Source organism: Cyclobacterium xiamenense (assembly GCF_009467825.1).
Classification (GTDB): Bacteria; Bacteroidota; Bacteroidia; order Cytophagales; family Cyclobacteriaceae; genus Cyclobacterium; species Cyclobacterium xiamenense.
Genome location: NZ_WIOK01000010.1, coordinates 65436 through 87279 on the forward strand (window position 1 = coordinate 65436; position 21844 = coordinate 87279).

The following is a 21844-nucleotide window of genomic DNA, read 5'->3' on the forward strand; positions in this document are numbered from 1 at the left end:
ATTGGTTCGGGGTATTGGCGAAAATCGAATGAAAATAATGGATTTAAATAAAAATAAGAAGACCGCTTATCATTTCTTTTGAAAAAGGTCGGTTAGGGCCTGATGGAGGTCGCCATAGGTAAACTCAAATCCGGTTCCTTCCATTTTTTCGGAACTGACCCGGTTACCCCCCAGCACCATTTGTGCCATTTCTCCCAGGGCCAGTTTTATACCAAAAGCAGGCACGCCAATGTTTAGAAATGGCTTTCTGCTGAGTCTGGCAGCCTTTCTTGTCAGCACGCTGTTTGTCACGGGCACGGGGCCAACGGCATTGTATAGCCCCGATATCCCCTGATTTTCCAGGGCATGCACAAACATTCGAGCGATATCTTTCAGATGGATCCAGCTCATGTACTGATTTCCCGAACCCAACGGAGCAGCTACCGGCGGTTTGAGAAGTTCTGCAAGTGCCCCGCCATCTTTTGCCAAAACAATACCTACACGCAAGAGCACGGTTCGGATTTTCAACTCTTGTATCTTTTCGGTGGCGGCCTCCCACTTTCGAACGACTTCGGCGAGGAAATCACGGCCGGGAGGGTCTCCTTCAAAAACCAATCTATCCCCGGTATCGAAGCCATAATACCCCACGGCACTAGAGCTGATGAATGCCTTGGGTTTGTCCCGAACTTTTTGAAGCTCCTGGAAAAGCAGATTGCTGCCATTTACACGGCTATCCAGGATTTCTTGTTTCCGGCGGTCGGTCCACCGTTTGTCGGCCACCCCTGCACCTGCGAGGTGAATAATGGCGTCTGCCCAATAGAGGGCATCCGGATCTAGTTTGCCCTCGTCCGGATCCCAAAAAAAGGATTTTTGGGAATATTTTTCGGGATTTCGGCTAAGCCATGCTACTTCCTTTCCCTTCTCCTGAAGCAATTCCGTGATGGAATTTCCTATCAAACCGGATCCGCCGGTAATCAGTATGTGTTGCATCGTTTTTTTTTTCTGTAATTCAGATTACCTGAAAGCATCTTCCATCAAAAAGCATTCCAGCTACGTGATTCCAGGAAAACCCTTCCCAATTTGTACCTGCGTCTCCGGGCGAGTTTACCGGACCCGGGGCCGGCGTAGGGTGTCGAGAGCTCGATCATGGAAAACGTTTGCGCAAACCTGCCCCGAATATAATTAAATTCTTTCTTTATATTTGTGGCCATGGGTGATGGGGTTCCACCCAAACTGTCGAAGTCACTGGTCAGACTTCCCGTTTCAAACCGCTGTTTTTGCCAGCTGATGACTCCTGCTTCAACCATATCGCCTGCCAGTCACAGGCATCATGTATGTCCAAGGTTTACTGAGTTACTTTTATGTTGAAGAGGAATAGTCGTTTGCTGGTGCTCAAGAAATTTATATGTAAGGAATTGCTGCCGAGCCTGCAGTTTACCTTCCGCTGGTTGGTATTGTCGGTGGTGATTGGCTTGCTGGTAGGTTCGGCTTCTGCTCTTTTCCTACGACTGTTGGATTGGGCGACGGAGTACCGGGAAACCCACCGATGGCTCATTGCCTTTCTCCCATTGGGCGGTTTTTTTATTGGGTGGGTGTACCATCGGTATGGAGCCGCTGTTGTCAAAGGAAACAACCAACTATTGGAGGAATTTTACAATCCGTTGCAGGTCATTCCCCTACGCATGGCTCCACTGGTGCTCGGAGGCACGGTTTTGACACATTTTTTTGGAGGTTCTGCGGGGCGGGAGGGTACAGCCGTCCAAATGGGCGGGGCCATAGCGGATCAATTTACCAAATGGTTCAAACTCCCGGTCCCCGACAGAAGAATTGTTCTTACCGTTGGCGTTGCGGCAGGGTTTTCCTCTGTTTTTGGCACCCCATTGGCGGGCGCAATCTTTGCATTGGAATGGTTGGTGATCGGCAGGCTGAGGTACGAGGCTATCGTGCCGGCTTTTTTTGCTGCTTACCTGGCAGATTATGCCTGCACGGGGTTGTGGGGAGTTCCCCATACCCAGTACCTGATACCGCTCGTTCCGGAGGCAGATTTTGTTGCATTCCTTTGGGTGATTCCGGCAGGAATCTGTTTCGGTCTTGCAGGCAGGCTTTTCGCGAAGGCCACGCATTTCTGGTCCGGGTTGTTTACCCGGAGTATAGCGTACCCTCCGCTTCGTCCAGCAGTTGGCGGGCTGCTGATTGCTGTTTTGGTTTACCTGATGGGTACCACCAAGTACATCGGATTGGGGATTCCTACCATTGTAGAGGCTTTTTCTGAAAGTCTGCCTTGGTATGATTTTTTGGTCAAATTGATGAAAACCGCTATCACACTGGGCTCCGGATTCAAGGGAGGAGAGGTGACCCCCCTATTTTACATCGGCGCTACGCTGGGAAATGCCCTATCGACTGGCATTCCGCTGCCAGTGGCCTTGCTGGCCGGAATGGGATTTGTGGGTGTTTTTTCCGGTGCTACCAACACCCCTTTGGCCTGTACCTTGATGGGGATAGAGTTGTTTGGGGCCGAATCCGGGGTATTCGTTGGCCTGGCATGTGTATTGGCTTATCTTTTCAGCGGTCATTCCGGCATATACAGCTCCCAGGTAATTGGTAGCCCCAAACAGCGTGTTGGTGCCAGCAGGAAAGGAAAATCCATCGGGCGATTTTAACGCCCACACTTTCAGACTAAAATTGGGTTTCGCTGTGATCTTTCCGTTATTTAAGAAATTTTAGTAAAAAAACTCGGCGCTTCGCACAACAAAATCACAGGATAATTCGTCTTCAACTTAACTTAATTCCTGAATTAATATTATGAAAACGATCACGGCCATGCGCAAAGCGATCGGGGTGTTTCAGTCGTACGGCATCCCGCTGACAGGTAAAAAAAAGGCAGCGAATTTCTATAACGACCTTCGAATGGATAAAATTTTTGTATCAGGCTTGATATTCGAGTTGGAATACGAATTGAAAAAGGAATTGGAGGACGAGAAAATCGCCCGCATTCAAACCCCATCTGAATTAATTAACTCCCTGTTGCAAGCCTCCTAGGAACTCGCGGATGGTTATCCGTGTCCGCTATTGCCACTATTCGGCAATATTTTTGCGCCCGAATAGCGCCATTCATGGCTGGTAGATGTGGTGCCGTGACAGCTGTTTTATATGTCGGAGAATCATCCGGCAGAATTTTTTTTTCGGATTTCATTGCTTGTGAAAAGGGAATTGGTTGGCTTGTGTAGTGCGCCTTGTGCGATCATTGATTTTTTGGCAGGCGGAACAAAGGTGTATCTTTCTGGTAGCGTTTTTTTTAAAAAGTATCCAGGCATCATCGATGAAAAACCGAAACAAGCCTGTTGCCTGGTAACATTTTCCTTGTAAACCCGTTGGCTCAACGTCCCGCTTTTCCCTTGTTTTCGTGGATAATTAGGCGAATGCTGTTTGATTCCATAGGGAATTTTCTTTTATTTATGGTCAGGCGAGTTTTACCTATCAATTAAATAAACCCATAGAATGAAACAAAGAAGGGACTTTATTAAAAAATCAATTTTCGGCGCGGGTGGTTTGACAATCGGCGCAATGGGATTTAATGCCAAATCTTACGCGGCCATTATGGGCGCAAACGAGCGGTTACGCGTTGCCGTTTGTGGTGTAAATGGCCGGGGCAAAACCCATATTCGCGAATTTTCGGAACACAAGGACTCCGAAATCGTCTACCTGGTCGATCCGGATAGCCATGTATTAAACGAGCGTTTGCAGGGGCTTAGGGACGGTTCTACCCCGAGTAATCGGGCCAAGGGAGAAAAAGATGTGCGCCGGGTACTTGACAGTAAGGAAATCGATGCGATCAGTGTGGCTACTCCCAATAATTGGCATTCACTGATGGTGGTGTGGGCTGCGCAGGCAGGCAAGCATTGCTATGTAGAAAAACCTGCCAGCCACGACGTTAAGGAAGGCCGGATAGCTTTGGCGGCCGCACAGAAATACGGTATAGTGGTGCAGCATGGAACCCAACGACGGAGTAGTGATAACTGGGCCAAACAAATTGGTGAAATTAAATCGGGAAAATACGGAAAAATGAAGGTTTCCCACGGCTTTGCATGTAAGCCCAGGGCCGGGATTGGCTACAAGCCTGTCACCAATCCCCCTGAACACCTGGACTGGAACCTTTGGAAAGGACCTTCGGTAATTGATGGGTACCACGAAAATCTGGTGCATTACAACTGGCATTGGTTTTGGCAAGTCGGCAACGGAGAGTTAAACAATCAGGGGACGCATCAGCTGGACGTGGCCTATTGGGCGCTGGACGATGAGGTGGCCAATACGCATCCCACGCGCGTCATGGCCTTGGGCGGTCGTTTTAAATGGGATGATCAGGGAGAAACACCCAATACCATGTTTGCGCTTGCCGAGTTTGCAAACGGACAGTACGTTTTTTTCAACGTAAGAAACGTAAACCACGAAGGATACCAGCGGGAAGTAACCAACCGGTTTTATTTTGAGGACGGCGGAAGGCTGATGGAAGGAGGCGACTACACCTCCCACCAGGGAAGTCAACCGAGAAATGTCGATGCCAAACCCGTACAAATCACCCCCGGAGGCGCCTTTGGTAGTTTTGTGGCAGCCTGTAAAGCGAACGATCCCATGATGGCTAATGGAAATATGTACGATGCCCATTACAGCTGTACCATGGGCCATTTGATGAACATCTCGTATCGATTGGGTGAGAAGGTGCCTTTCAATGCAAAAGCGGGTCGTTTTGGCGACAACCAATTGGCCTTCGAAGAATTTATGAAAATCCATGAAATTGCCCGGGACGGAATGGGTGTACCGGTAGACCAGGCGGAATACGTCGTAGGACCCTGGCTGGAATTTGACGGCGAGGCGGAGCATTTCGTCGGCGAAAGGTCGGTAGAGGCCAATCGCCTGCTGTACGATCCGAGAAGAGCGGAATTTGACCTACCCTCACCGGATTCCGTTTAAGCCGGCCTCAGCGTGCCTGTCGGAGCAGCAGGAGTCTGGTAGGGCGGCGAATTTCAGGTCGCATCAGCGGATCCATCGAGGAAAAAACAGTGTTCGTGCCTTCGCATCCCGATTTTCGGGTAGTAGCCGATTGCTTTCGGTGCCGATAAGAGGATAAGCTTGGCCAGGGGATAGGCAGCTTTGGTCTGTTGGATCAATGCTTTGCCTATTCCCTGGTTTTGGTAATCCTGATGTACTGCCAAATCCGACAAATAGGTACAAAAAGTTTTATCTGTCAGGGATCGTGCCAGGCCCACCAGCCGCCCTTCTGCCCGGGCGGTGAGCATCAGGTTGGCCGCGCGAAGCATGGTTTCCAATCTGTCCAAATCGGCTATCGGCCGTCGCTCTCCCAGGGTGGAAGCGATGAGTAGTTCCTTAAATTCGAAAACAGATAATTTGTTTTCCTGCTGGTAAGTAATGGGTTGCACTTCTTGAATTGCCTTCCGATGGTTTATTTTATTCGTCAAAGGTAAACATAATTTTATTTTTAATTTATGGAGAAAAACCAATAACTTGCATTTACCGACTAGTAAATCCATCATTGTTAACAAAAACCTACAAACCATGAAGAGCAGAAGAAATTTTTTACAAAAACTGACCCTTTCCGCCGTTTCACTACCGCTTATTCCGCGATTTGAAACCAATTCCTTATTTGCTGCGGGGAAAGACGTAAAGCGGGATACGGTATTGCGGGTGGCCATCATGGGGCTTGGGAGTTACGGCACGCGGGTAGCTGAGGCCATGCAGGATAGTAAAAAGGCAAAATTGGTGGGCGTGATCAGCGGCACTCCGTCCAAAATTACTACCTGGCAAAGCAAATACAACATACCGGCGAAAAACTGCTACAACTACGAAAATTTCGATGCCATCAAGGACAATCCGGACATTGATGCGGTCTACATCATCACGCCTAACTCCCTTCATCATCCCCAGACCTTGCGGGTGGCTGCGGCGGGAAAACACGTAATTTGCGAAAAACCCATGGCCCTCAATGCCCGGGAAGGGAGAGAAATGGTCGCTGCCTGCAAAAAAGCAGGGGTAAAACTTTTGGTCGGATACCGCATGCATTTTGAGGCGAACACGCAGGAGGTGATTCGGATGCGGGAAGCAGGAGCATTCGGCGACATCAAATTTTTTCAGGGGTTGAGTGGTTTTAAAATCGGCGACCCTACCCAATGGCGACTAAACAAAGAGCTGGCTGGTGGTGGAGCAATGATGGATATAGGCATTTACTCCGTTAACGGCGCCCGATACATGGTCGGCAAAGAGCCCATTTGGGTTACGGCCCAAGAAACCAAGACCGATCCGGTTAAATTCAAGGAGGGCGTCGACGAAACCATTTTATTTCAGTTCGGATTTCCCGAGGGCATTGTGGCCTCCTGCCTGTCCACGTACAGTATGGGCAATCTGGATCGGTTTTTTCTGAACGGCACGCAGGGTTTTGCTGAAATGCAGCCTTCCACGGGCTACGGACCTATCAAAGGGAAAACCCACAAGGGCCCCCTGGACAATCCGCACATCACCCATCAAACCGTCCAAATGGACCGCATGGCAGAAATCATTTTGGAGGGCAAAAGTGCCAAGGTACCCGTGGACGGAGAGGAAGGACTCAAAGACCTAATCATCATCGATACCATCTACAAGGCCGTGGCATCCGGAAAAAAAGAACCCATTAATCTCGGCTAATCCAGAGACGTTCAGCCTTTTTTCTAAACAGGCAATCCACCGGCTCGGAGATGCGGGGAAACGAATGCGTTTCCCGTTAGTCTACCGGCGTGAGCCGGATGGTTCGGAGATCAAGCAATGGACCCTTTTCATCCGGATTGGCAGACCGAAAGGTAAGGGTTTGGTATCCCTTGTTCAGGCGAACGGTGCCCAGCATTTTTTGCTGAAAGGTTTCCCAGGAGCCTGATCGCTCTACCCGGCCACGCAATTGCTGTCCGGAAACCGAAAGCAGGTACTCCTTTCCGGCTTCTTCGTCGGAAACCGACCAATCCAACCAGACCTGATAGATGGCTGTTTCGGGCACGTCCATTTCCCAGGTGACCTGATCTTTCTCGGTAAACCAGCCAAAGGCTTTCCACTCGGGCATGTATTGGATATCTGGACCGGTCCCTTTTCCCGTTTCAGCAGTAAGCTGCAGACGGCCGTATTGGTCTGATCGAACCAGGCCGGGTTGATTGATGGTATCGAGCAGGCTTTCTCGGGTGGCTTTGACATACTGGGCGATGGTTCCGATGGGAGCCACCCAAATTCCATTGGCCGGATCGTTGACATACCGTGCCAGCTCTTCCAAAAAATCCAGGCGGGTCGTTTGGGCGCCGGAAGTTCCGGTTTCGTGGCCGGCCAGAATTAGCCAATGTCCGTTTGCCGCGCTTTGCTCAATCATGGGAAGCAGGGATTCAAAATCGGTATCGTCCATTTTTACGCCGGGCAATTGTGCCAGATCTGCATACCAGGGGTCGGCGGCTGCCTCGTCCAACCATCCACGCCCCGCCAGGAATTTTTTAGAAATAAGCGGGACCAAACTCTGGGTATGCGTACCGCGTCCAATGAACTTCTGCCCGCAGGGATAAGCATATACCGAGGGCATCACTCCCAGGCGCTCATACACAGCCTGGTTTGCCCGCATCAATTCGGTTTCCATGCGGTCCAAGGTGTAATTTTCCAGGGCGCGATCCCTGGACCAGGTAAAGTTACCACTACAGGGATGAACGTAGGAATGATTTGCCATTTCGTGCCCTTGCTCCACCGCCATCTGCCAACCCGTTAAATCGGCTGTAATCGCTTCTGGAAGGACGAAAAAGGTCGCCTGCAAATCGTGCTTGTTCAAAATGGGGATGCCTGTTTTGGGGTTACTTGCCCGGGCATCGTCAAAACTTAGGCTTAACGCCATTTTTTTTCCTTCCGGCCAGGGGAAGGGGCTGTCCTGTGCCCGGACACCCGGTAGCAGGAGCAGAAAGGAAAGCAAGCAAGAGAGCAAAATTTTCGGTGAGTGAAGCATTTTCTGTCTGGGTTTATGTGCTAAAAATAGCACAATTTTCTATGAAAGCCTTGCCTCAATCGTTCAAAACCCGATTAGTTCTTGCTATTTAAGCGCCGGGTGATTCCGCTACTTTATCCTACGAATAGCGGGGGAAGTCAGAGAATTGGTTTAATTTTGGGAGCATAAAAACGAATCCGACGTGTATAAGTACAGCATCAAACCCTTTTTATTTCTCAAAGACCCGGAATCCGCCCACCATTTTACCTTTTCCTGGATCAAAAGGCTTTTTAACCTGCCAATCCTGCAACCGCTCATCAAGTCTGTCTTTGCGTACGAGCACCAAGCCTTGGAAAGAACGGTTTTTGGCTTGACGTTTCGCAATCCCATCGGCCTGGCAGCCGGATTTGACAAGGATGCCAGCCTTATCGACGAAATGTCCCTGCTTGGGTTTGGGTTTATCGAAATCGGGACCCTCACACCCCGACCCCAGGCGGGGAATCCCAAACCTCGTTTATTTCGACTTCCTCAGGACCAGGCGCTAATCAACCGAATGGGTTTCAATAATGGAGGGGTTGCTGCGGCTGTGGAGCGCCTCAAGAAGAGAAAGTCCCGGGTTTTAATCGGAGGAAATATTGGTAAAAACAAGGACACACCGAACGAGGAAGCGCTGGATGATTATTTGTACTGCCTTCATGCACTGCACCCTTACGTGGACTATTTCGTGGTAAATGTGAGTTCGCCGAATACCCCTGACCTTCGAAGGTTACAGGACAAGGAGCCGCTGGAGAAATTGTTGACCGCAATTAAAAAAGCCATGGATCGCTATCCGAAAGCCCGACCGGTCTTGCTAAAAATTGCCCCGGACCTGACAAACGGGCAATTGGACGATATCATTGCGATTGTCACCGGGACCGGAATCGACGGAGTGGTTGCCACCAATACCACCATCGACAGGGGCGGATTGAAAACCTCCGCAGAAAAGGTAGGAGAAATGGGAGCCGGCGGATTGAGCGGTAAAGTGCTTTCCGATCGGAGTACCGAAGTGATCCGCTACCTTACGAGCAAATCCGGGAATGCGTTTCCTGTGATTGGCGTGGGGGGAATTTTTACGGATGCAGACGTGCAGGAAAAGCTGGAAGCCGGCGCCAGTCTGGTACAAGTGTATACGGGCATGATTTATGAAGGACCCGCATTAGTCAAGCGATTGAAAAAGGGTCTCTCAAAAAGGCTAACAGAGTAGCGAGTCTTTTTTATTTCTATAGCATGCATTAACTTACATCCCGATTGTGGAGGAAAGGAATTACCATGGCTGCAAATACGTATAAAAAAAATACTTTCAAGAAGAAAGGTGCACCCGAAGGGGGTAGCCCAAAAACCAGGCGGTCAGTTAATTGGGCCCTCTTTAAAGACAAGCGCTGGGGCTTGTCCTTTGGAATCTTTTTGATGATGTTTGCCGTTTTCATGTTCTTTGCTTTTTTGAGTTACCTTTTCGCCGGGCAGGCCGATCAGAGCCTGGTGGGAGAGTCGGGCATTCCCCTGCGGACAAAGGCAGGGGAGACCCAAAACCTTCTTGGCTATAGTGGCGCAGTCATGGCCTATTACATGATATTTCGCTGGTTTGGTTTGGCAGCACTGCTTTTCCCTCCCTTTCTGTTTGTGTGGGGATACCGCCTTTCGTTTAAATCCGCTTTGTTTTCCCTCAGCAGGTATGCCGCTTTTTCCCTCTTTTTTTTGGTTTGGCTCGGTTTACTGCTTGGGTATCTGGTGCATTTGATCGACGGGTTCCATTACCTGAGCTTTCTTAGCGGTGGCTTTGGCTACGAACTAGCGGTCTTGTCGGATGACTTACTGGGCTGGGGTACCGTTATCCTGATATTTGGGTCCTTGCTAATATTTGTCATTGTTTTTTTCAATGTGGAGCAAATTAATTTGTTTGGCACCAGCGAAAAAATAGATGCTTCTGAGGAAGAGGCTGGATGGAATCAGGCGCGAAGGGATAGGGAGGAGGCATTCGATCCGGAAATGGGCGAAGCCGAAGATGACCTGGTGGAAGATGGTGGAGTGGAAGATGCTGAAAACAGCTGGAAACTGGCAGAAAGTGACGTTCGGAAAGCGGAGAAAAATGGCCCGACTGAGCCAACCTTCAATGTAGAAGACCGAACCCAGCTTTCCGAAAGCGGTGAAGCCGAACCCACCGACAATTTTTTTGTGGAACAACAATCGGAAGAAGAAAAGACCGCCGACCAGGTAGTCAATTCCGACCCCTATGACCCAACGCTGGATTTGCCCAGCTACAAATTTCCCACCTTGGACTTGCTGAATGAGTACGATCAGCAAAAAGTAACCGTGACTCGGCAGGAGCTGGAAGAAAACAAGAATAAGATTGTCGAAACCCTCGTAAATTTTAAAATAGGAATTCAGGAGATCAAGGCGACCATCGGCCCCACCGTCACGCTGTACGAAATCATCCCTGATCCGGGGGTGAAAATCAGCAAGATAAAAAACCTGGAAGACGATATCGCGTTGAGCCTTGCCGCCCTGGGTATCCGCATCATTGCCCCCATACCCGGTAAGGGTACCATCGGCATCGAGGTGCCAAACAAAAATCGGGAATTGGTCGCTGCCCGCTCGGTTTTGGGGACCGAAAAGTTCATGAAAAGTGACAAAGACCTCCCGGTGGCACTTGGCAAGACCATATCCAACGAAGTATTTGTGGTAGATCTGGCCAAAATGCCCCATTTGCTCATGGCAGGGGCTACAGGGCAGGGAAAATCCGTTGGGTTAAATATGATCCTTGCTTCGCTGATATATAAAAAACATCCTTCTCAGCTTAAGCTTATATTGGTAGATCCGAAAAAGGTAGAGCTCACCTTATTCAATAAGATTGAACGGCATTTTCTAGCCAAGCTTCCCAATGCGGAAGAAGCGATCATTACCGATACCAAGAAGGTGATCTACACGCTTAATTCGCTGTGCATCGAAATGGATAACCGGTACGACTTATTGAAAGACGCCGGGTGTAGAAATTTGAAGGAGTACAATACCAAGTTTGTTGCAAGGAAGTTGAACCCGGAAAAAGGGCATCAGTTTATGCCCTATATTGTGCTGGTGATCGATGAGTTGGCAGATTTGATGATGACTGCCGGTAAGGAGATTGAGGGACCGATCGCCAGGTTAGCCCAATTGGCCAGGGCCATTGGGATTCACCTGGTATTGGCTACGCAGCGCCCATCGGTCAATGTCATCACAGGCATTATTAAAGCAAATTTCCCCGCCAGGTTGTCGTTTCGGGTAACCAGTAAAATTGACAGCCGAACCATTCTTGATGCCGGCGGAGCCGAACAGCTAATCGGTATGGGAGACATGCTGCTGTCTATGGGATCGGACGTCATCCGCCTGCAATGTGCCTTTCTGGATACGCCCGAAGTAGATGCTATCTGCGAATGGATAGGCGAGCAACGGGGGTATCCGGACGCCTACCTGCTCCCCGAATTTGTCGGGGACGAAGGAGATGGGGGCATGGGAGAGGTAGACCTGTCCGAACGGGATCCGTTATTTGACGATGCAGCACGCTTGATTGTATTGCATCAGCAAGGCAGTACCTCACTGATTCAGAGAAAGCTGAAGTTGGGGTACAACCGTGCCGGTCGAATCATCGATCAGCTGGAAGCAGCAGGCGTAGTGGGAGCGTTTGAAGGGAGTAAGGCACGGGAAGTGCTGATTCAGGATGAAAGTAGTTTGGAACAGTTATTGAACAGTCTTTAAAACAGATAGATAGTTTACCATGAAAAGCAAAAAAACGATCGCTTTAAGCCTTGCTTTCCTGTGGAGTTTCCAGGTGATAATGGCCCAGAATGACCCAAAAGCCGTGGAAATACTCGCGGAAGTAAGTGAAAACTACCAAAATTTAAATGGCTTTTCAGCCTCTTTTGAATACACTTATTCTACCGAGGACGAGGGCTTGATTCAAACCAATACAGGAGCGGTCACTGTCAAGGGTGAAAAATACCGGCTTACGCTAAATGACCAGGAGATTTTTAACGACGGTAATACGGTATGGACGCTCATCAAATCGAGTAAATACAAGGAAGTCACCATAAACGATGTGGAGGACGACTCGGAAGAATTAACTCCTTCCAATATCTATTCGATTTACAAAAAAGGATACCAGGCAAGTCTGCAGGGGAGTGACCAAGTTGACGGGAAATCGGTGCATGAAATCCTTCTGACATCGGAGAAGGAAAAAGCTCAATTTGAGTCCATTACCCTGTACATTGACAAGGCAAAGCCGGAATTACTAGCCTGGGAAATCCAGGACGATATTGGCGGAAAATTTACGTATACCTTTAAGGACGTGGATAGTTCCGTACAGATTAAGGACGACTATTTCGTGTTCAATACCCAGGAAAACCCCGACGTGGAGGTCATCGACCTGCGATAGGGATCGGCTCGTTCGGTGGAAGTGAACGTATTTTTTCTATTTTTGTGCCATGACTTCATCGGATATTTTCGCAGAAATTCAAAAAAAGAACTCCTTTCTCTGTGTGGGCCTGGATCCCGTTATCGAGAAAATTCCCCGGCAGCTGCAGCGGGAAGAGGACCCGGTTTTCAGTTTCAACAAAGCCATCATCGATGCAACCATTGATCAGGCTGTAGCCTACAAACCCAATCTCGCTTTCTACGAAGCCTTGGGTCCCGGGGGTTGGGAAACCTTGCAAAAGACACTCGACTACCTACCTTCTGAGGTATTTACCATCGCAGATGCCAAAAGAGGGGATATTGGGAATACCTCTACCCTCTATGCAAAAGCTTTTTTTGAACAAATGGATTTCGATGCCATCACCATCGCCCCGTACATGGGGGAAGACAGCGTCCGCCCCTTCCTTGCGTTCGACGAGAAATGGGCAATCGTATTGGCCCTGACCTCCAATCAGGGCAGCCAGGATTTTCAGCTGATTGATAATTCGGATGGAACGCCTCTATTTGCGTCAGTGGTGGAAAAAAGCAAAACCTGGGGAACCGCCCAAAATATGATGTACGTGGTAGGAGCTACCAGGGGTTCCCATATTGAGACCGTAAGGGCCCTGGTTCCCGACCATTTTCTGCTGGTACCCGGAGTAGGTGCGCAGGGAGGAAGTTTGGAAGAAGTCGCACGATTCGGAATGAACGCCCAATGTGGATTGCTTGTCAATTCTTCCCGGGGGATTCTGTACGCCTCTTCGGATTCGGATTTTGCCGTGGCCGCAAAAAAAGAGGCACAATCCCTTCAGGGTGCTATGGAAGAGCTGCTATCCAGGTACTTAACCTGAAAAATAGCAGAGAAGCCGATCAAAAAATCACTTTATTTCGTATCTTCATCGGGAATACCAACGCCCATTTTTATGATTCGGTTTCAGGAAGATTTTCTTCACATGGTATGGAAATACCAATATTTTGACAAAAAAGGACTGGAAACTTCCGATGGCTTGCCTTTGATCGTTCAAAAGATCGGATTTCACAACCAGCACGAAGGACCGGATTTCAACGAGTCAGAAATAAGGATCGCAGGGATCACGCACTACGGCCACGTAGAAATTCACCTCCGTTCCTCGGATTGGAAAGCCCACCAGCATCACAAAGATCCCGCCTACAACAGCGTGGTGCTGCATGTGGTATGGGAACACGATGAGGTGGCGGTCCGTGCAGATGGGACACCGATTCCGACGCTCTCGCTACTGGGTAAAATCCCACTGGACGTTATCAAGAATTACGAGAGATTACTGTATTCTCCACGAAAGCTGCTGTGCACCGATTCTCTGTCTCACCTTCCTGGAATTTTGAAATTTTCCATGCTCGAGAAAGCGCTGGTAGAGCGCTTGCACAGTAAGAGTCGGATGGTCACCCAATTGCTGGAAGCGAACGACCAGGATTGGGAAGAGACCGCTTATCAATGGCTATTTTATTCGTTTGGCTTTAAGACCAACGCCAGCCCCATGCTTCGGCTGGCCAAAAGCCTTCCGTATGCATTACTAAAAAAAAATGCGGGCGAGCTGTGCCAGGTAGAGGCCCTGATTTTTGGGCAGGCAGCCATGCTGCAGCCCGTTCTGCCCTTCCAGACAGGATACGAGAAAACGCTCAGCGAGGAATACGCCTACCTCAAGCAGAAATACCGCCTGAAACGTGTGGTTTTTGGTTCGGAGTGGAAATTTATGAAAGTGCGGCCCAGTAATTTCCCTTCTTTCCGGCTTTCCCAGCTTGCGGCACTGCTAAACACAAGCCCCAATTTGTTTTCTACGGTGTTGTATCAGTTGGAAGATCCCGCATCCTTTCGTAGTGCCTTTTCGCTTCGCGTTAGCGACTATTGGCAGCGACATTACGATTTTGGGAAACCGATGAAAACCAAAACAACTGGAAGACTTAGCGATAGTTTACTTAACCTTTTGGCCATAAACTTTGTGGTGCCTCTTTGGTACGCCTATGGGCATTATGCCGGGCTGGATCAGTGGCAGGAAAAGTGTTTTAATTTCCTTCAGGAAATTCCTGCCGAGAAAAACAGCCTGATAAGTATCTTTTCTGATGCCGGTTGGCCGGCGTTACAGGCATTTGACAGCCAGGGCATGTTGGGACTGTATGGGGATTATTGTTCGAAAAGGAGGTGCCTTTCCTGCAAAATCGGGCAGAACCTTCTCAGAGGCAATTTGAGGTGACCGTTGCACGGGGAGGTAATTTCCGTTAATTTTGCCTGTCAAAACGACGCGTCATGGAAAAACCCATCATTATCTTTGGGGCCAAGGGCATAGCCCATCCGGCTCTGGAAATTTTCAACAGCCATGATCTGGTAGTGTATGGTTTTTTGGACGAGGATGAACGCCTCCAAAAAACGGAAATTAACAATGTAGCGGTGTTGGGCGGACCGGAAGACGAAGGATTTTTAAAGCTAATTGGCAAAAAATGTGAAGCCTTTGTCGCAATCGACGATGCCCGATACCGGGCTTCTATTGTAAAACTATTAAACGAAAGGAGGAAGGTGCAACCGGTAAATGCCCTGCATCGACTTTCCTATATTTCAACCGACGCGGCCATCGGACATGGGAATTTTATCAATGCAAAAGTGACCATTGGTGCGGGTGCCAGTATCGGAAATCATTGCATCGTTCATACAAATGCCTCCATCGAACACAACACGAGGGTGGGGGATTTTGTACAAATTGGTGCTGGAGCAGTAGTAAATGCCGGAGCTACGATCGGAGACGGGACGTTTCTCGGTTCGGGAGTAATTATCGTGTCCGGCGTTTCGGTCGGCAAAAATGCCCGGATTGGCGCCGGTTCGGTGGTCATCGCTGATGTGGAAGCCAATCAAACGGTGTTTGGAAATCCGGCTCAAGTTATCGAAAAGTGAAAAAACAACTCTAGTATAACAAATAACACCCTGCTTGAAACAGGGCTTTGGTTATGGACTATCGAATTTTACTCTATTATTGTTATGCCCCGATCAGCGACTTGGAGGCATACCGGGACGAACACCACCTATTCTGTGTCGAAAACAACATCCGGGGGCGGATCATTGTCTCTTCGGAAGGTTTGAATGGCACGGTATCCGGTCTGAAAGAGGATTGTGACAACTACATGGCCTATGTCACTTCCGATCCGAGGTTTGCCGATACGGAATTTAAGGTGGACATACACCACGAGCACGCCTTTGCAAAGATACATGTACGCGCGAAGGAAGAAATCGTCCATTCCGGCTTGCGACACCTCAACCCGAGAACAAAAACCGGGAAACACCTGGAACCAAAGGAATTCAAAGCCTTGAAGGACGAAGAAGATGTGGTCATTCTTGATGTGCGCTCCAATTACGAACACGAATTGGGCCATTTCAAAAATGCGATCCGGTTGGATATTGATAATTTTCGGGATTTTCCGGAAAAGGTAAAAGAACTTGCTCACCTCAAAAACAAAAGGGTGCTCACCTACTGTACCGGTGGCATCAAATGTGAAAAGGCCTCTGCGTTTTTGTTGGAGCAGGGCTTCACGGACGTGTACCAGCTGCATGGCGGTATCATCAAATACGGGATGGAGGCCGGAGGGGAAGACTTTGAAGGGAAATGTTACGTGTTTGATAACCGTCTCGCAGTTGACGTAAATACGGTAAACCCAAAAGTGATCTCCACGTGTTTTGTGTGTGGTACCGCTTCAGATCGAATGGTCAACTGCGCAAATCCGGAATGCAACGTGCATGTACCCATTTGCCCTTCCTGTGGGCGGGAATTGGAGGGTGCCTGTTCGGAAACCTGCAAAACCCATCCCAAAAAGCGGGCGTATACCGGCACCGGCTATTACCAGAAAAATACAAACGGATACAATCCCTACAAAGGGCTTTTTCAAAAACCCAACGCAGAAAAAATCAAATCGGCCCTGTATGGCAAAACCCCTTCCTGAGTCGGAATTTATCCTCAATGCGGATGGTAGCCTTTATCACCTCAACCTTCTACCCGGACAAGTAGCAGAGACGGTAATCGCAGTCGGAGATCCCGAGCGTGTAGGGAAGATTTCGAGGCATTTTGATTCACTGGAAGTGCAGGTTCAAAAACGGGAATTTGTCACCCATACCGGAACCTATAAGGGAAAACGGCTCAGTGTGATCAGCACGGGCATGGGTACAGACAATGTGGAAATTTTCATGACCGAATTGGATGCCTTGTTCAATGTGGATTTTCGGACCCGGCTACCAAAAGAAACAGCCACCCGCCTGACCATCGTGCGTTTGGGCACCTCGGGAAGCATGCTGCCCACCCTTCCGGAAGACAGCATTTTGGCTTCCTCCTACGGTCTGGGACTGGATACACTAATGACCTTTTATACCTTGCCTCAGCATCCCGAGGAGCGCATCGTTGCCCAGCATACAAAGGAACGCCTGGACCTTCCGTTTTTGCCGTATTGTGTGAAAGGTTCGGAGGAATTGCTCGCGCGGTTTGGGGACCTGCCACAGGGCATTACGGTTACCTGTCCCGGTTTTTATGGGCCGCAGGGAAGACATATCCGGCTTGCTCCCGGGATACCCGATATTTTGTCGAAACTCAGCAGTATCCGTGTGGAGGCGGGCGTATTTTCCAATTTCGAAATGGAAACCGCCGGCTACTATGCCATGGGGCGTTTGTTGGGGCACGACATGCTAAGCCTCAACGCCATCGTGGGCAACCGCATAACCAAGCGCTTTTCCAAAAACCCGAAAGCACTGATCGAATCGTTGATTTCCCTGGCGTTGGAAAAAATTTAGAGACGAGGGACGGCCATCCCTGTATGCACCCGCCCACTAGCGTACAGATAATCCTGCTCATAGAAAAAATCGAGGTCCAAGCCCGTTTAAAATACCTGTATAGACATTTATTTTCAAACATAAATTATTCTAAATAAGTTAGTTATCTGAAATAAGGTATTGGCTGTGGTCCGATTTTGACAGCAAACTCCCTCAAAATGCTGTTTTTGATGCTACCCAAGTCAATGCTTTGGCAGGTTTTAGCCTGCGTTTGGACGAAGAAAAACGAAACCAACATGAAACAGATCGTACTACTTGTAAGCCTGATTTTTTTAAGCCTGACAGGAACTTTTGCACAGGAAGTTTTGGTAAAAGGGAAAATACAGGATAGCGAACAGCGGACTCCCCTTGAATTTGCCAACGTAGCCTTGCTGGAACCGGCAGACTCTTCCCTCGTTTTTGGTGGAATGTCTGATTTGGATGGAACCTTCGAGTTTACAGGGGATGCATCGACTTACCTGCTTCGGGTGGGTTTTATCGGTTACGAGGATTACTACCAGGAGGTAAACCTGGAAGACCGAAAGACAGTCAATCTGGGTACCATCTCCCTGGCACCGGGTGCGACCAACCTGGACGAAGTTACCGTGGAGGGAGTTACTTCCATGTTTGAAACGGATATTGACAAACGTAGGTATGACGTAGAAAACAGTATTGTGGCGGAGGGAGCCACCGCTACCGAATTATTGGAAACCTTACCCTCCATACAAGTGGATGAGGAAGGGGGAATAAGCATGCGGGGAAGCGGGGAAGTCCTGATCTACATCAACGGGCGTCCATCCAACTTGTCCGGTGACGATGCCGAATCCATCCTGGCCCAATTTCCGGCCAATAGTATCAAAAGTGTGGAATTGATCACCAACCCTTCTTCCAGGTACGATGCCGCGGGCGTAGGAGGAATTATTAATATTATCCTTAAAAAGAACCAACGGACCGGTTTTAACGGGCAGGCGAACGTGGCTGTAGGAACACGTGACAAATACAACGCCGGATTGAACCTCAATTACGGGGCCGAAAAAATCAACTATTTTGTCTCCTACAGCTACCAGGATCGGAGAACGTTTCGGGAGTCGGAAGCCTACCGAGTGAATTTTCTCCCGGGGGTGAGTCCCATTCTTGATCAGTATTCTTATGGAGAAAGCTTTGACGCTACCCACCTGGTTCGCGGGGGGCTAGATTATACCTTATCGGACAGGAAGACGCTGAGTTTTTACATGCAGGGGAATTTCAGAGACCGAACGGCCGGCAACGAGTTGGATCAGCGAAACCTAAACGGGGATGAAAGTCTGAGCAATCAGGTGATCCGAACCGAGGAAGACCAGCGAATCAGCACCAATTTGGAAACAGGCCTTAGTTACGATTACCGGATAGACACGGCCGGGCAGCGGCTGTTCGCTTCGCTATCGTTTTCCAGAGACGAGCGAACGCAGACCGAGTTTTTTCAGCAGGACTATTTTGACGAATCAAGTCAGGAAGTACCGGGCAATTTTTTATCGCAGATTAACGATAGACCCCAAACCAGCAATTTGTGGATCGCGCAGGTAGATTACGAAAAGCCCTTTGACGACGGAGGTCGATTTGAGGCTGGCGTAAAGGGTACGTTTAGCCAGTGGAGCAGGGCGCAGGAATTTAGCCAGGGCGATGCAGCCTCCGGGTTTGATCCCATTCGGGTGGATTCGATCAGCGACGGCTTCGATTTTAAGGAAGACGTATATGCCCTGTATGCCAGTTACCGAAATTCGGTAAATAAGTTTGGCTACCAATTTGGGCTCCGTGGGGAATACACCGAAACCATCAGCTATCAGGAAAGACTGGCCAATACCGTGGTGAACAACTACGGCAACTTGTTTCCCAGCTTGTTTTTGAGCTACGAGCTGGGAGAGGAAAAATCAATCACAGCTAATTACAGCAGAAGGATTTCGCGGCCCAGTCTTTGGTCCTTGTCACCCTTTTATCGGGTCAGGGACATGCAGAATTTTAGTAGTGGCAATCCCTACCTGCAGCCTGAACTGACCGACAGCTACGAGTTGGGCTATGCGAATGGCTGGGAAAAGCTCCTGCTCAATGCTACCGTTTACCACCGGTATTCCACAAACGTGTTGACACGGGTAATCCGGTTGACAGACGATAACCTGGCAATACAAACGCGGGAAAACGCCAATTTCAGGAAAAGTACCGGCTTGGAGGTGATCAATCAGGTACAGCCGCTGGACTGGTGGGACGTTACCCTTTCGGCTAATTTTTTCTATTCCGAAGTTTTTGGCGAAAACATCGAAGAGGGGTTTTCCAACAGTAACTTTAGTTGGACTATCAGTCTGCTGTCTAATATGGTCATACCCGACTGGTTTTCCATTCAAATACAGGGGAATTATCGGGGCCCCATCGTTTTTCCTCAGGGCGAAATTGAGCCCCTTTGGGCAATCAATGCGGGCATACGCAAAGCCGTCTTAAACGACAAGGGCACAATTAGCCTAAATGTGAGTGATATTTTCAACACAAGGGTTTTCAAAATTAATAACAGTGACGCACGTTTCGTGCAGGACCGTTTGTTCAACTGGGAAACCCAGATCGGCACCTTTTCCTTTACCTACCGGTTTGGGGGATTTAAAGACCGGAATAACGGCAGAGAGGGGGGGCGTGAATTTGATGGAGAGGACAGCGACTTTTAAGAACGAGCCGTTTCTCGCAGGATACGGATTAGTTGATTCCTTCCCGTTCACTGAGTTCCAGCCAGCGCATTTCCAAAGCTTCGTTTTTGGAGTTGATTGCTTCGATTTCCTGAGACCATTGGATCAATAGCTCATGGTCTTCGGTGCCCCCGCTGATCTTTTCCATCAAAGCTTTCTTTTGGTCCGCAAGCTGCTTTAATTCAGTTTCGATCGATTCGAATTCTTTTTTTTCTTTGTAACTGGCTTTCTGGGAAGAGTTGGCTGGCTGTTCCTGGGATTTGGTGGATTTTTCCGTTCCTTTTTTTGGGGCGGATGTTTTGGATTGCTTTTGGGTCTCGCGGTAATCGGAGTAGTTGCCCGGGAAATCGCTGATTTGGCCTTGCCCTTCGAAGACAAATAAGTGATCGACCAGTCGGTCCATAAAATACCGGTCGTGTGAAACGATCACCAGACAGCCTGGAAAGTTCTCCAAAAACTCCTCCAGTGTATTAAGGGTGACGATGTCCAGGTCGTTGGTGGGTTCATCGAGAATCAGGAAATTTGGGCTTTTCACCAACACCATTAACAGCTGAAGTCTCCTCCGCTCCCCACCGCTTAGTTTGGCAATGGGCGTATGCTGCTGCTTGGGAGGAAAACCAAATTGGTTCAGAAACTGGCTGATCGTAATGGTACTTCCTCCGGCGACGGTCACGACTTCGGCCACCTCTTTGACGCAATCGATGAGTCGTTTTTCTTCGTCAAAGCTGTTTTCTTCTTGTTTGTAGTACCCAAAAACCGTCGTTTGGCCGATGGTCACCGTACCGTTATCCGGTGTAGCACCACCGGTTAGCATGTTTAGAAAGGTGGTTTTTCCTACGCCATTTGGCCCAACGATACCAATTTTATCGCCCTTTTTGAACACGTAGCTGAAATCATCAACCAGGGTTACGTTTCCGTAGGCTTTATGTACCTTTTCCAACTCGACGATTTTTTTGCCCAGTCGGGTAGCGGTTACTTCCAGACTGATGTCCCGCTCTTCGTCCGTACGAAATGCTTTTTCCTTGGTTTCTTCAAAGGCGTCGATGCGGTATTTGGCTTTGGTACCTCTGGCCTTGGGTTGCCGCCGGATCCAGTCCAATTCTTTTTTGTAGAGGCTTTTGGCCTTTTCCTGTTCGGTAGCCTGATTGGCTTTTCGTTCGGCCTTTTTTTCAAGAAAATAGGCATAGTTTCCGCCATATCGGTACAGGTTCCCGTGTTCCAGTTCCAGTAGCTGGTTGGTGACCCGGTCTAGAAAATACCGGTCGTGTGTAACCATAAGCAAGGAAAGACTGGACTTGGACAGGTATTCTTCCAGCCATTCGATGGTTTCCAGGTCCAGGTGGTTGGTTGGCTCATCCAACAGCAGCAGGTCTGGGAAATTTAAGATAGCTTTGGCCTGGGCAACCCGTTTTCGTTGTCCGCCGCTCAGGGCAGAAACGGGAATATCCGTATCGTGAAGACCGAGTTTGCCGAGCACTTCGTTGATTTGGTATTCAAAGTCCCAGGCTTGCAGCCGGTCCATTTTTTCAAGTACCGATTGCAGCCGGCCCTCCGTATCGTGTTCCGCTCGCAATAGCACCTGCTGGTATTCCTGAATTACCTGAATGATCTCGTTATCGGGGTCGTCAAATACGGTCTGATAGATGGTCTTATCGCCCGTAAAAACCGGGTTTTGGTGAACATAGGCAATTTTTGCCTCCTGATTTATGACCACCTGACCTTCGTCAGGGATCTCCTCCCCCATAATGATTTTCATCAGCGTGGACTTTCCCGCTCCGTTTATTCCTACAAGGGCGGTTTTTTGGCCCCGCTCAAGGCCAAAAGAAATCTTGGAAAACAACACCCGTTCTCCAAAAGATTTACTTAAATTTTCTACGGAAAGGTAATTCATGA

The 21844-nt window shown here is 49.0% G+C and carries 17 protein-coding genes and 1 riboswitch; of the genes, 13 read left to right on the plus strand and 4 right to left on the minus strand.

Translation table 11 applies throughout. The annotated features are described in order from the left end of the window. Positions 1–69: 69 nt before the first annotated feature. Positions 70–969 carry a TIGR01777 family oxidoreductase gene (locus GCU44_RS09520; protein WP_154856205.1) on the minus strand — a complete coding sequence of 300 codons (900 nt, stop codon included), beginning with the start codon at positions 967–969 and terminating at the stop codon, positions 70–72. Positions 970–1182: 213 nt separating this feature from the next. Further along, a riboswitch (Fluoride riboswitch) is annotated at positions 1183–1283 on the plus strand. 57 nt (positions 1284–1340) lie between these two features. Here GCU44_RS09520 and GCU44_RS09530 point away from each other — a divergent pair. The 3 genes from GCU44_RS09530 to GCU44_RS09540 all read left to right on the plus strand — a co-directional run bounded on the left by GCU44_RS09530 (position 1341) and on the right by GCU44_RS09540 (position 4947). After that, positions 1341–2639, plus strand: a complete 1299-nt coding sequence (locus tag GCU44_RS09530; RefSeq protein ID WP_154856207.1) for a voltage-gated chloride channel family protein — start codon at positions 1341–1343, stop codon at positions 2637–2639. Between the two features lie 142 nt (positions 2640–2781). Continuing rightward, positions 2782–3018, plus strand: a complete 237-nt coding sequence (locus tag GCU44_RS09535; RefSeq protein ID WP_092172986.1) for an acyl carrier protein — start codon at positions 2782–2784, stop codon at positions 3016–3018. 459 nt (positions 3019–3477) lie between these two features. Beyond that, complete coding sequence (locus GCU44_RS09540) at positions 3478–4947, plus strand: Gfo/Idh/MocA family protein (protein WP_092172992.1); 1470 nt, start codon at positions 3478–3480, stop codon at positions 4945–4947. 53 nt (positions 4948–5000) lie between these two features. Here GCU44_RS09540 and GCU44_RS09545 read toward each other — a convergent pair whose 3' ends face one another. Next, the gene (locus GCU44_RS09545; protein WP_241684891.1) at positions 5001–5453 is read right to left on the minus strand and encodes a GNAT family N-acetyltransferase; all 453 of its coding nucleotides are present in this window, start codon (positions 5451–5453) and stop codon (positions 5001–5003) included. A 97-nt stretch (positions 5454–5550) separates the two neighbouring features. On the opposite strand from GCU44_RS09545, the gene GCU44_RS09550 reads away from it, so the two are divergent. Then, positions 5551–6672, plus strand: a complete 1122-nt coding sequence (locus tag GCU44_RS09550; RefSeq protein ID WP_154856208.1) for a Gfo/Idh/MocA family protein — start codon at positions 5551–5553, stop codon at positions 6670–6672. A 76-nt stretch (positions 6673–6748) separates the two neighbouring features. On the opposite strand, the gene GCU44_RS09555 is transcribed toward GCU44_RS09550, so the two are convergent. Next, positions 6749–7990, minus strand: a complete 1242-nt coding sequence (locus GCU44_RS09555) for a polysaccharide deacetylase family protein (RefSeq protein ID WP_154856209.1) — start codon at positions 7988–7990, stop codon at positions 6749–6751. 181 nt (positions 7991–8171) lie between these two features. On the opposite strand from GCU44_RS09555, the gene GCU44_RS09560 reads away from it, so the two are divergent. The 9 genes from GCU44_RS09560 to GCU44_RS09600 all read left to right on the plus strand — a co-directional run bounded on the left by GCU44_RS09560 (position 8172) and on the right by GCU44_RS09600 (position 19933). Then, positions 8172–9212: a quinone-dependent dihydroorotate dehydrogenase gene (locus GCU44_RS09560; protein ID WP_092173001.1), complete on the plus strand. Its 1041-nt coding sequence runs from the start codon at positions 8172–8174 to the stop codon at positions 9210–9212. A 65-nt stretch (positions 9213–9277) separates the two neighbouring features. Next, positions 9278–11737 carry an FtsK/SpoIIIE family DNA translocase gene (locus tag GCU44_RS09565; RefSeq protein ID WP_154856210.1) on the plus strand — a complete coding sequence of 820 codons (2460 nt, stop codon included), beginning with the start codon at positions 9278–9280 and terminating at the stop codon, positions 11735–11737. A 19-nt stretch (positions 11738–11756) separates the two neighbouring features. Further along, complete coding sequence (locus GCU44_RS09570; protein ID WP_092173004.1) at positions 11757–12413, plus strand: LolA family protein; 657 nt, start codon at positions 11757–11759, stop codon at positions 12411–12413. 49 nt (positions 12414–12462) lie between these two features. Continuing rightward, positions 12463–13281 carry an orotidine-5'-phosphate decarboxylase gene (gene pyrF, locus GCU44_RS09575; RefSeq protein ID WP_154856211.1) on the plus strand — a complete coding sequence of 273 codons (819 nt, stop codon included), beginning with the start codon at positions 12463–12465 and terminating at the stop codon, positions 13279–13281. A 72-nt stretch (positions 13282–13353) separates the two neighbouring features. After that, positions 13354–14658, plus strand: a complete 1305-nt coding sequence (locus tag GCU44_RS09580) for a DUF2851 family protein (protein WP_154856212.1) — start codon at positions 13354–13356, stop codon at positions 14656–14658. Positions 14659–14711: 53 nt separating this feature from the next. Continuing rightward, the gene (locus GCU44_RS09585; protein WP_092173013.1) at positions 14712–15350 is read left to right on the plus strand and encodes an acetyltransferase; all 639 of its coding nucleotides are present in this window, start codon (positions 14712–14714) and stop codon (positions 15348–15350) included. A 53-nt stretch (positions 15351–15403) separates the two neighbouring features. Next, positions 15404–16390 carry an oxygen-dependent tRNA uridine(34) hydroxylase TrhO gene (gene trhO / locus GCU44_RS09590; protein ID WP_154856213.1) on the plus strand — a complete coding sequence of 329 codons (987 nt, stop codon included), beginning with the start codon at positions 15404–15406 and terminating at the stop codon, positions 16388–16390. Next, the gene (locus GCU44_RS09595; protein WP_154856214.1) at positions 16371–17228 is read left to right on the plus strand and encodes a nucleoside phosphorylase; all 858 of its coding nucleotides are present in this window, start codon (positions 16371–16373) and stop codon (positions 17226–17228) included. The genes trhO and GCU44_RS09595 overlap by 20 nt, the downstream gene beginning before the upstream one ends. A 275-nt stretch (positions 17229–17503) precedes the next feature. After that, positions 17504–19933 (plus strand): outer membrane beta-barrel family protein, encoded by a 2430-nt coding sequence (locus GCU44_RS09600; protein ID WP_154856215.1) that lies wholly within the window; start codon positions 17504–17506, stop codon positions 19931–19933. 28 nt (positions 19934–19961) lie between these two features. On the opposite strand, the gene GCU44_RS09605 is transcribed toward GCU44_RS09600, so the two are convergent. Further along, complete coding sequence (locus tag GCU44_RS09605; protein ID WP_154856216.1) at positions 19962–21842, minus strand: ABC-F family ATP-binding cassette domain-containing protein; 1881 nt, start codon at positions 21840–21842, stop codon at positions 19962–19964. Between the last annotated feature and the right edge of the window lie 2 nt (positions 21843–21844).

Bases quoted from the DNA above. Each gene is read 5' to 3' on its own strand.
- GCU44_RS09520 (WP_154856205.1), bottom strand. From the start codon at position 969: ATGCAACACATACTGATTACCGGCGGATCCGGTTTGATAGGAAATTCC.
- GCU44_RS09530 (WP_154856207.1), top strand. From the start codon at position 1,341: ATGTTGAAGAGGAATAGTCGTTTGCTGGTGCTCAAGAAATTTATATGT.
- GCU44_RS09535 (WP_092172986.1), top strand. From the start codon at position 2,782: ATGAAAACGATCACGGCCATGCGCAAAGCGATCGGGGTGTTTCAGTCG.
- GCU44_RS09540 (WP_092172992.1), top strand. From the start codon at position 3,478: ATGAAACAAAGAAGGGACTTTATTAAAAAATCAATTTTCGGCGCGGGT.
- GCU44_RS09550 (WP_154856208.1), top strand. From the start codon at position 5,551: ATGAAGAGCAGAAGAAATTTTTTACAAAAACTGACCCTTTCCGCCGTT.
- GCU44_RS09555 (WP_154856209.1), bottom strand. From the start codon at position 7,990: ATGCTTCACTCACCGAAAATTTTGCTCTCTTGCTTGCTTTCCTTTCTG.
- GCU44_RS09565 (WP_154856210.1), top strand. From the start codon at position 9,278: ATGGCTGCAAATACGTATAAAAAAAATACTTTCAAGAAGAAAGGTGCA.
- GCU44_RS09570 (WP_092173004.1), top strand. From the start codon at position 11,757: ATGAAAAGCAAAAAAACGATCGCTTTAAGCCTTGCTTTCCTGTGGAGT.
- pyrF (WP_154856211.1), top strand. From the start codon at position 12,463: ATGACTTCATCGGATATTTTCGCAGAAATTCAAAAAAAGAACTCCTTT.
- GCU44_RS09580 (WP_154856212.1), top strand. From the start codon at position 13,354: ATGATTCGGTTTCAGGAAGATTTTCTTCACATGGTATGGAAATACCAA.
- GCU44_RS09585 (WP_092173013.1), top strand. From the start codon at position 14,712: ATGGAAAAACCCATCATTATCTTTGGGGCCAAGGGCATAGCCCATCCG.
- trhO (WP_154856213.1), top strand. From the start codon at position 15,404: ATGGACTATCGAATTTTACTCTATTATTGTTATGCCCCGATCAGCGAC.
- GCU44_RS09595 (WP_154856214.1), top strand. From the start codon at position 16,371: ATGGCAAAACCCCTTCCTGAGTCGGAATTTATCCTCAATGCGGATGGT.
- GCU44_RS09600 (WP_154856215.1), top strand. From the start codon at position 17,504: ATGAAACAGATCGTACTACTTGTAAGCCTGATTTTTTTAAGCCTGACA.
- GCU44_RS09605 (WP_154856216.1), bottom strand. From the start codon at position 21,842: ATGAATTACCTTTCCGTAGAAAATTTAAGTAAATCTTTTGGAGAACGG.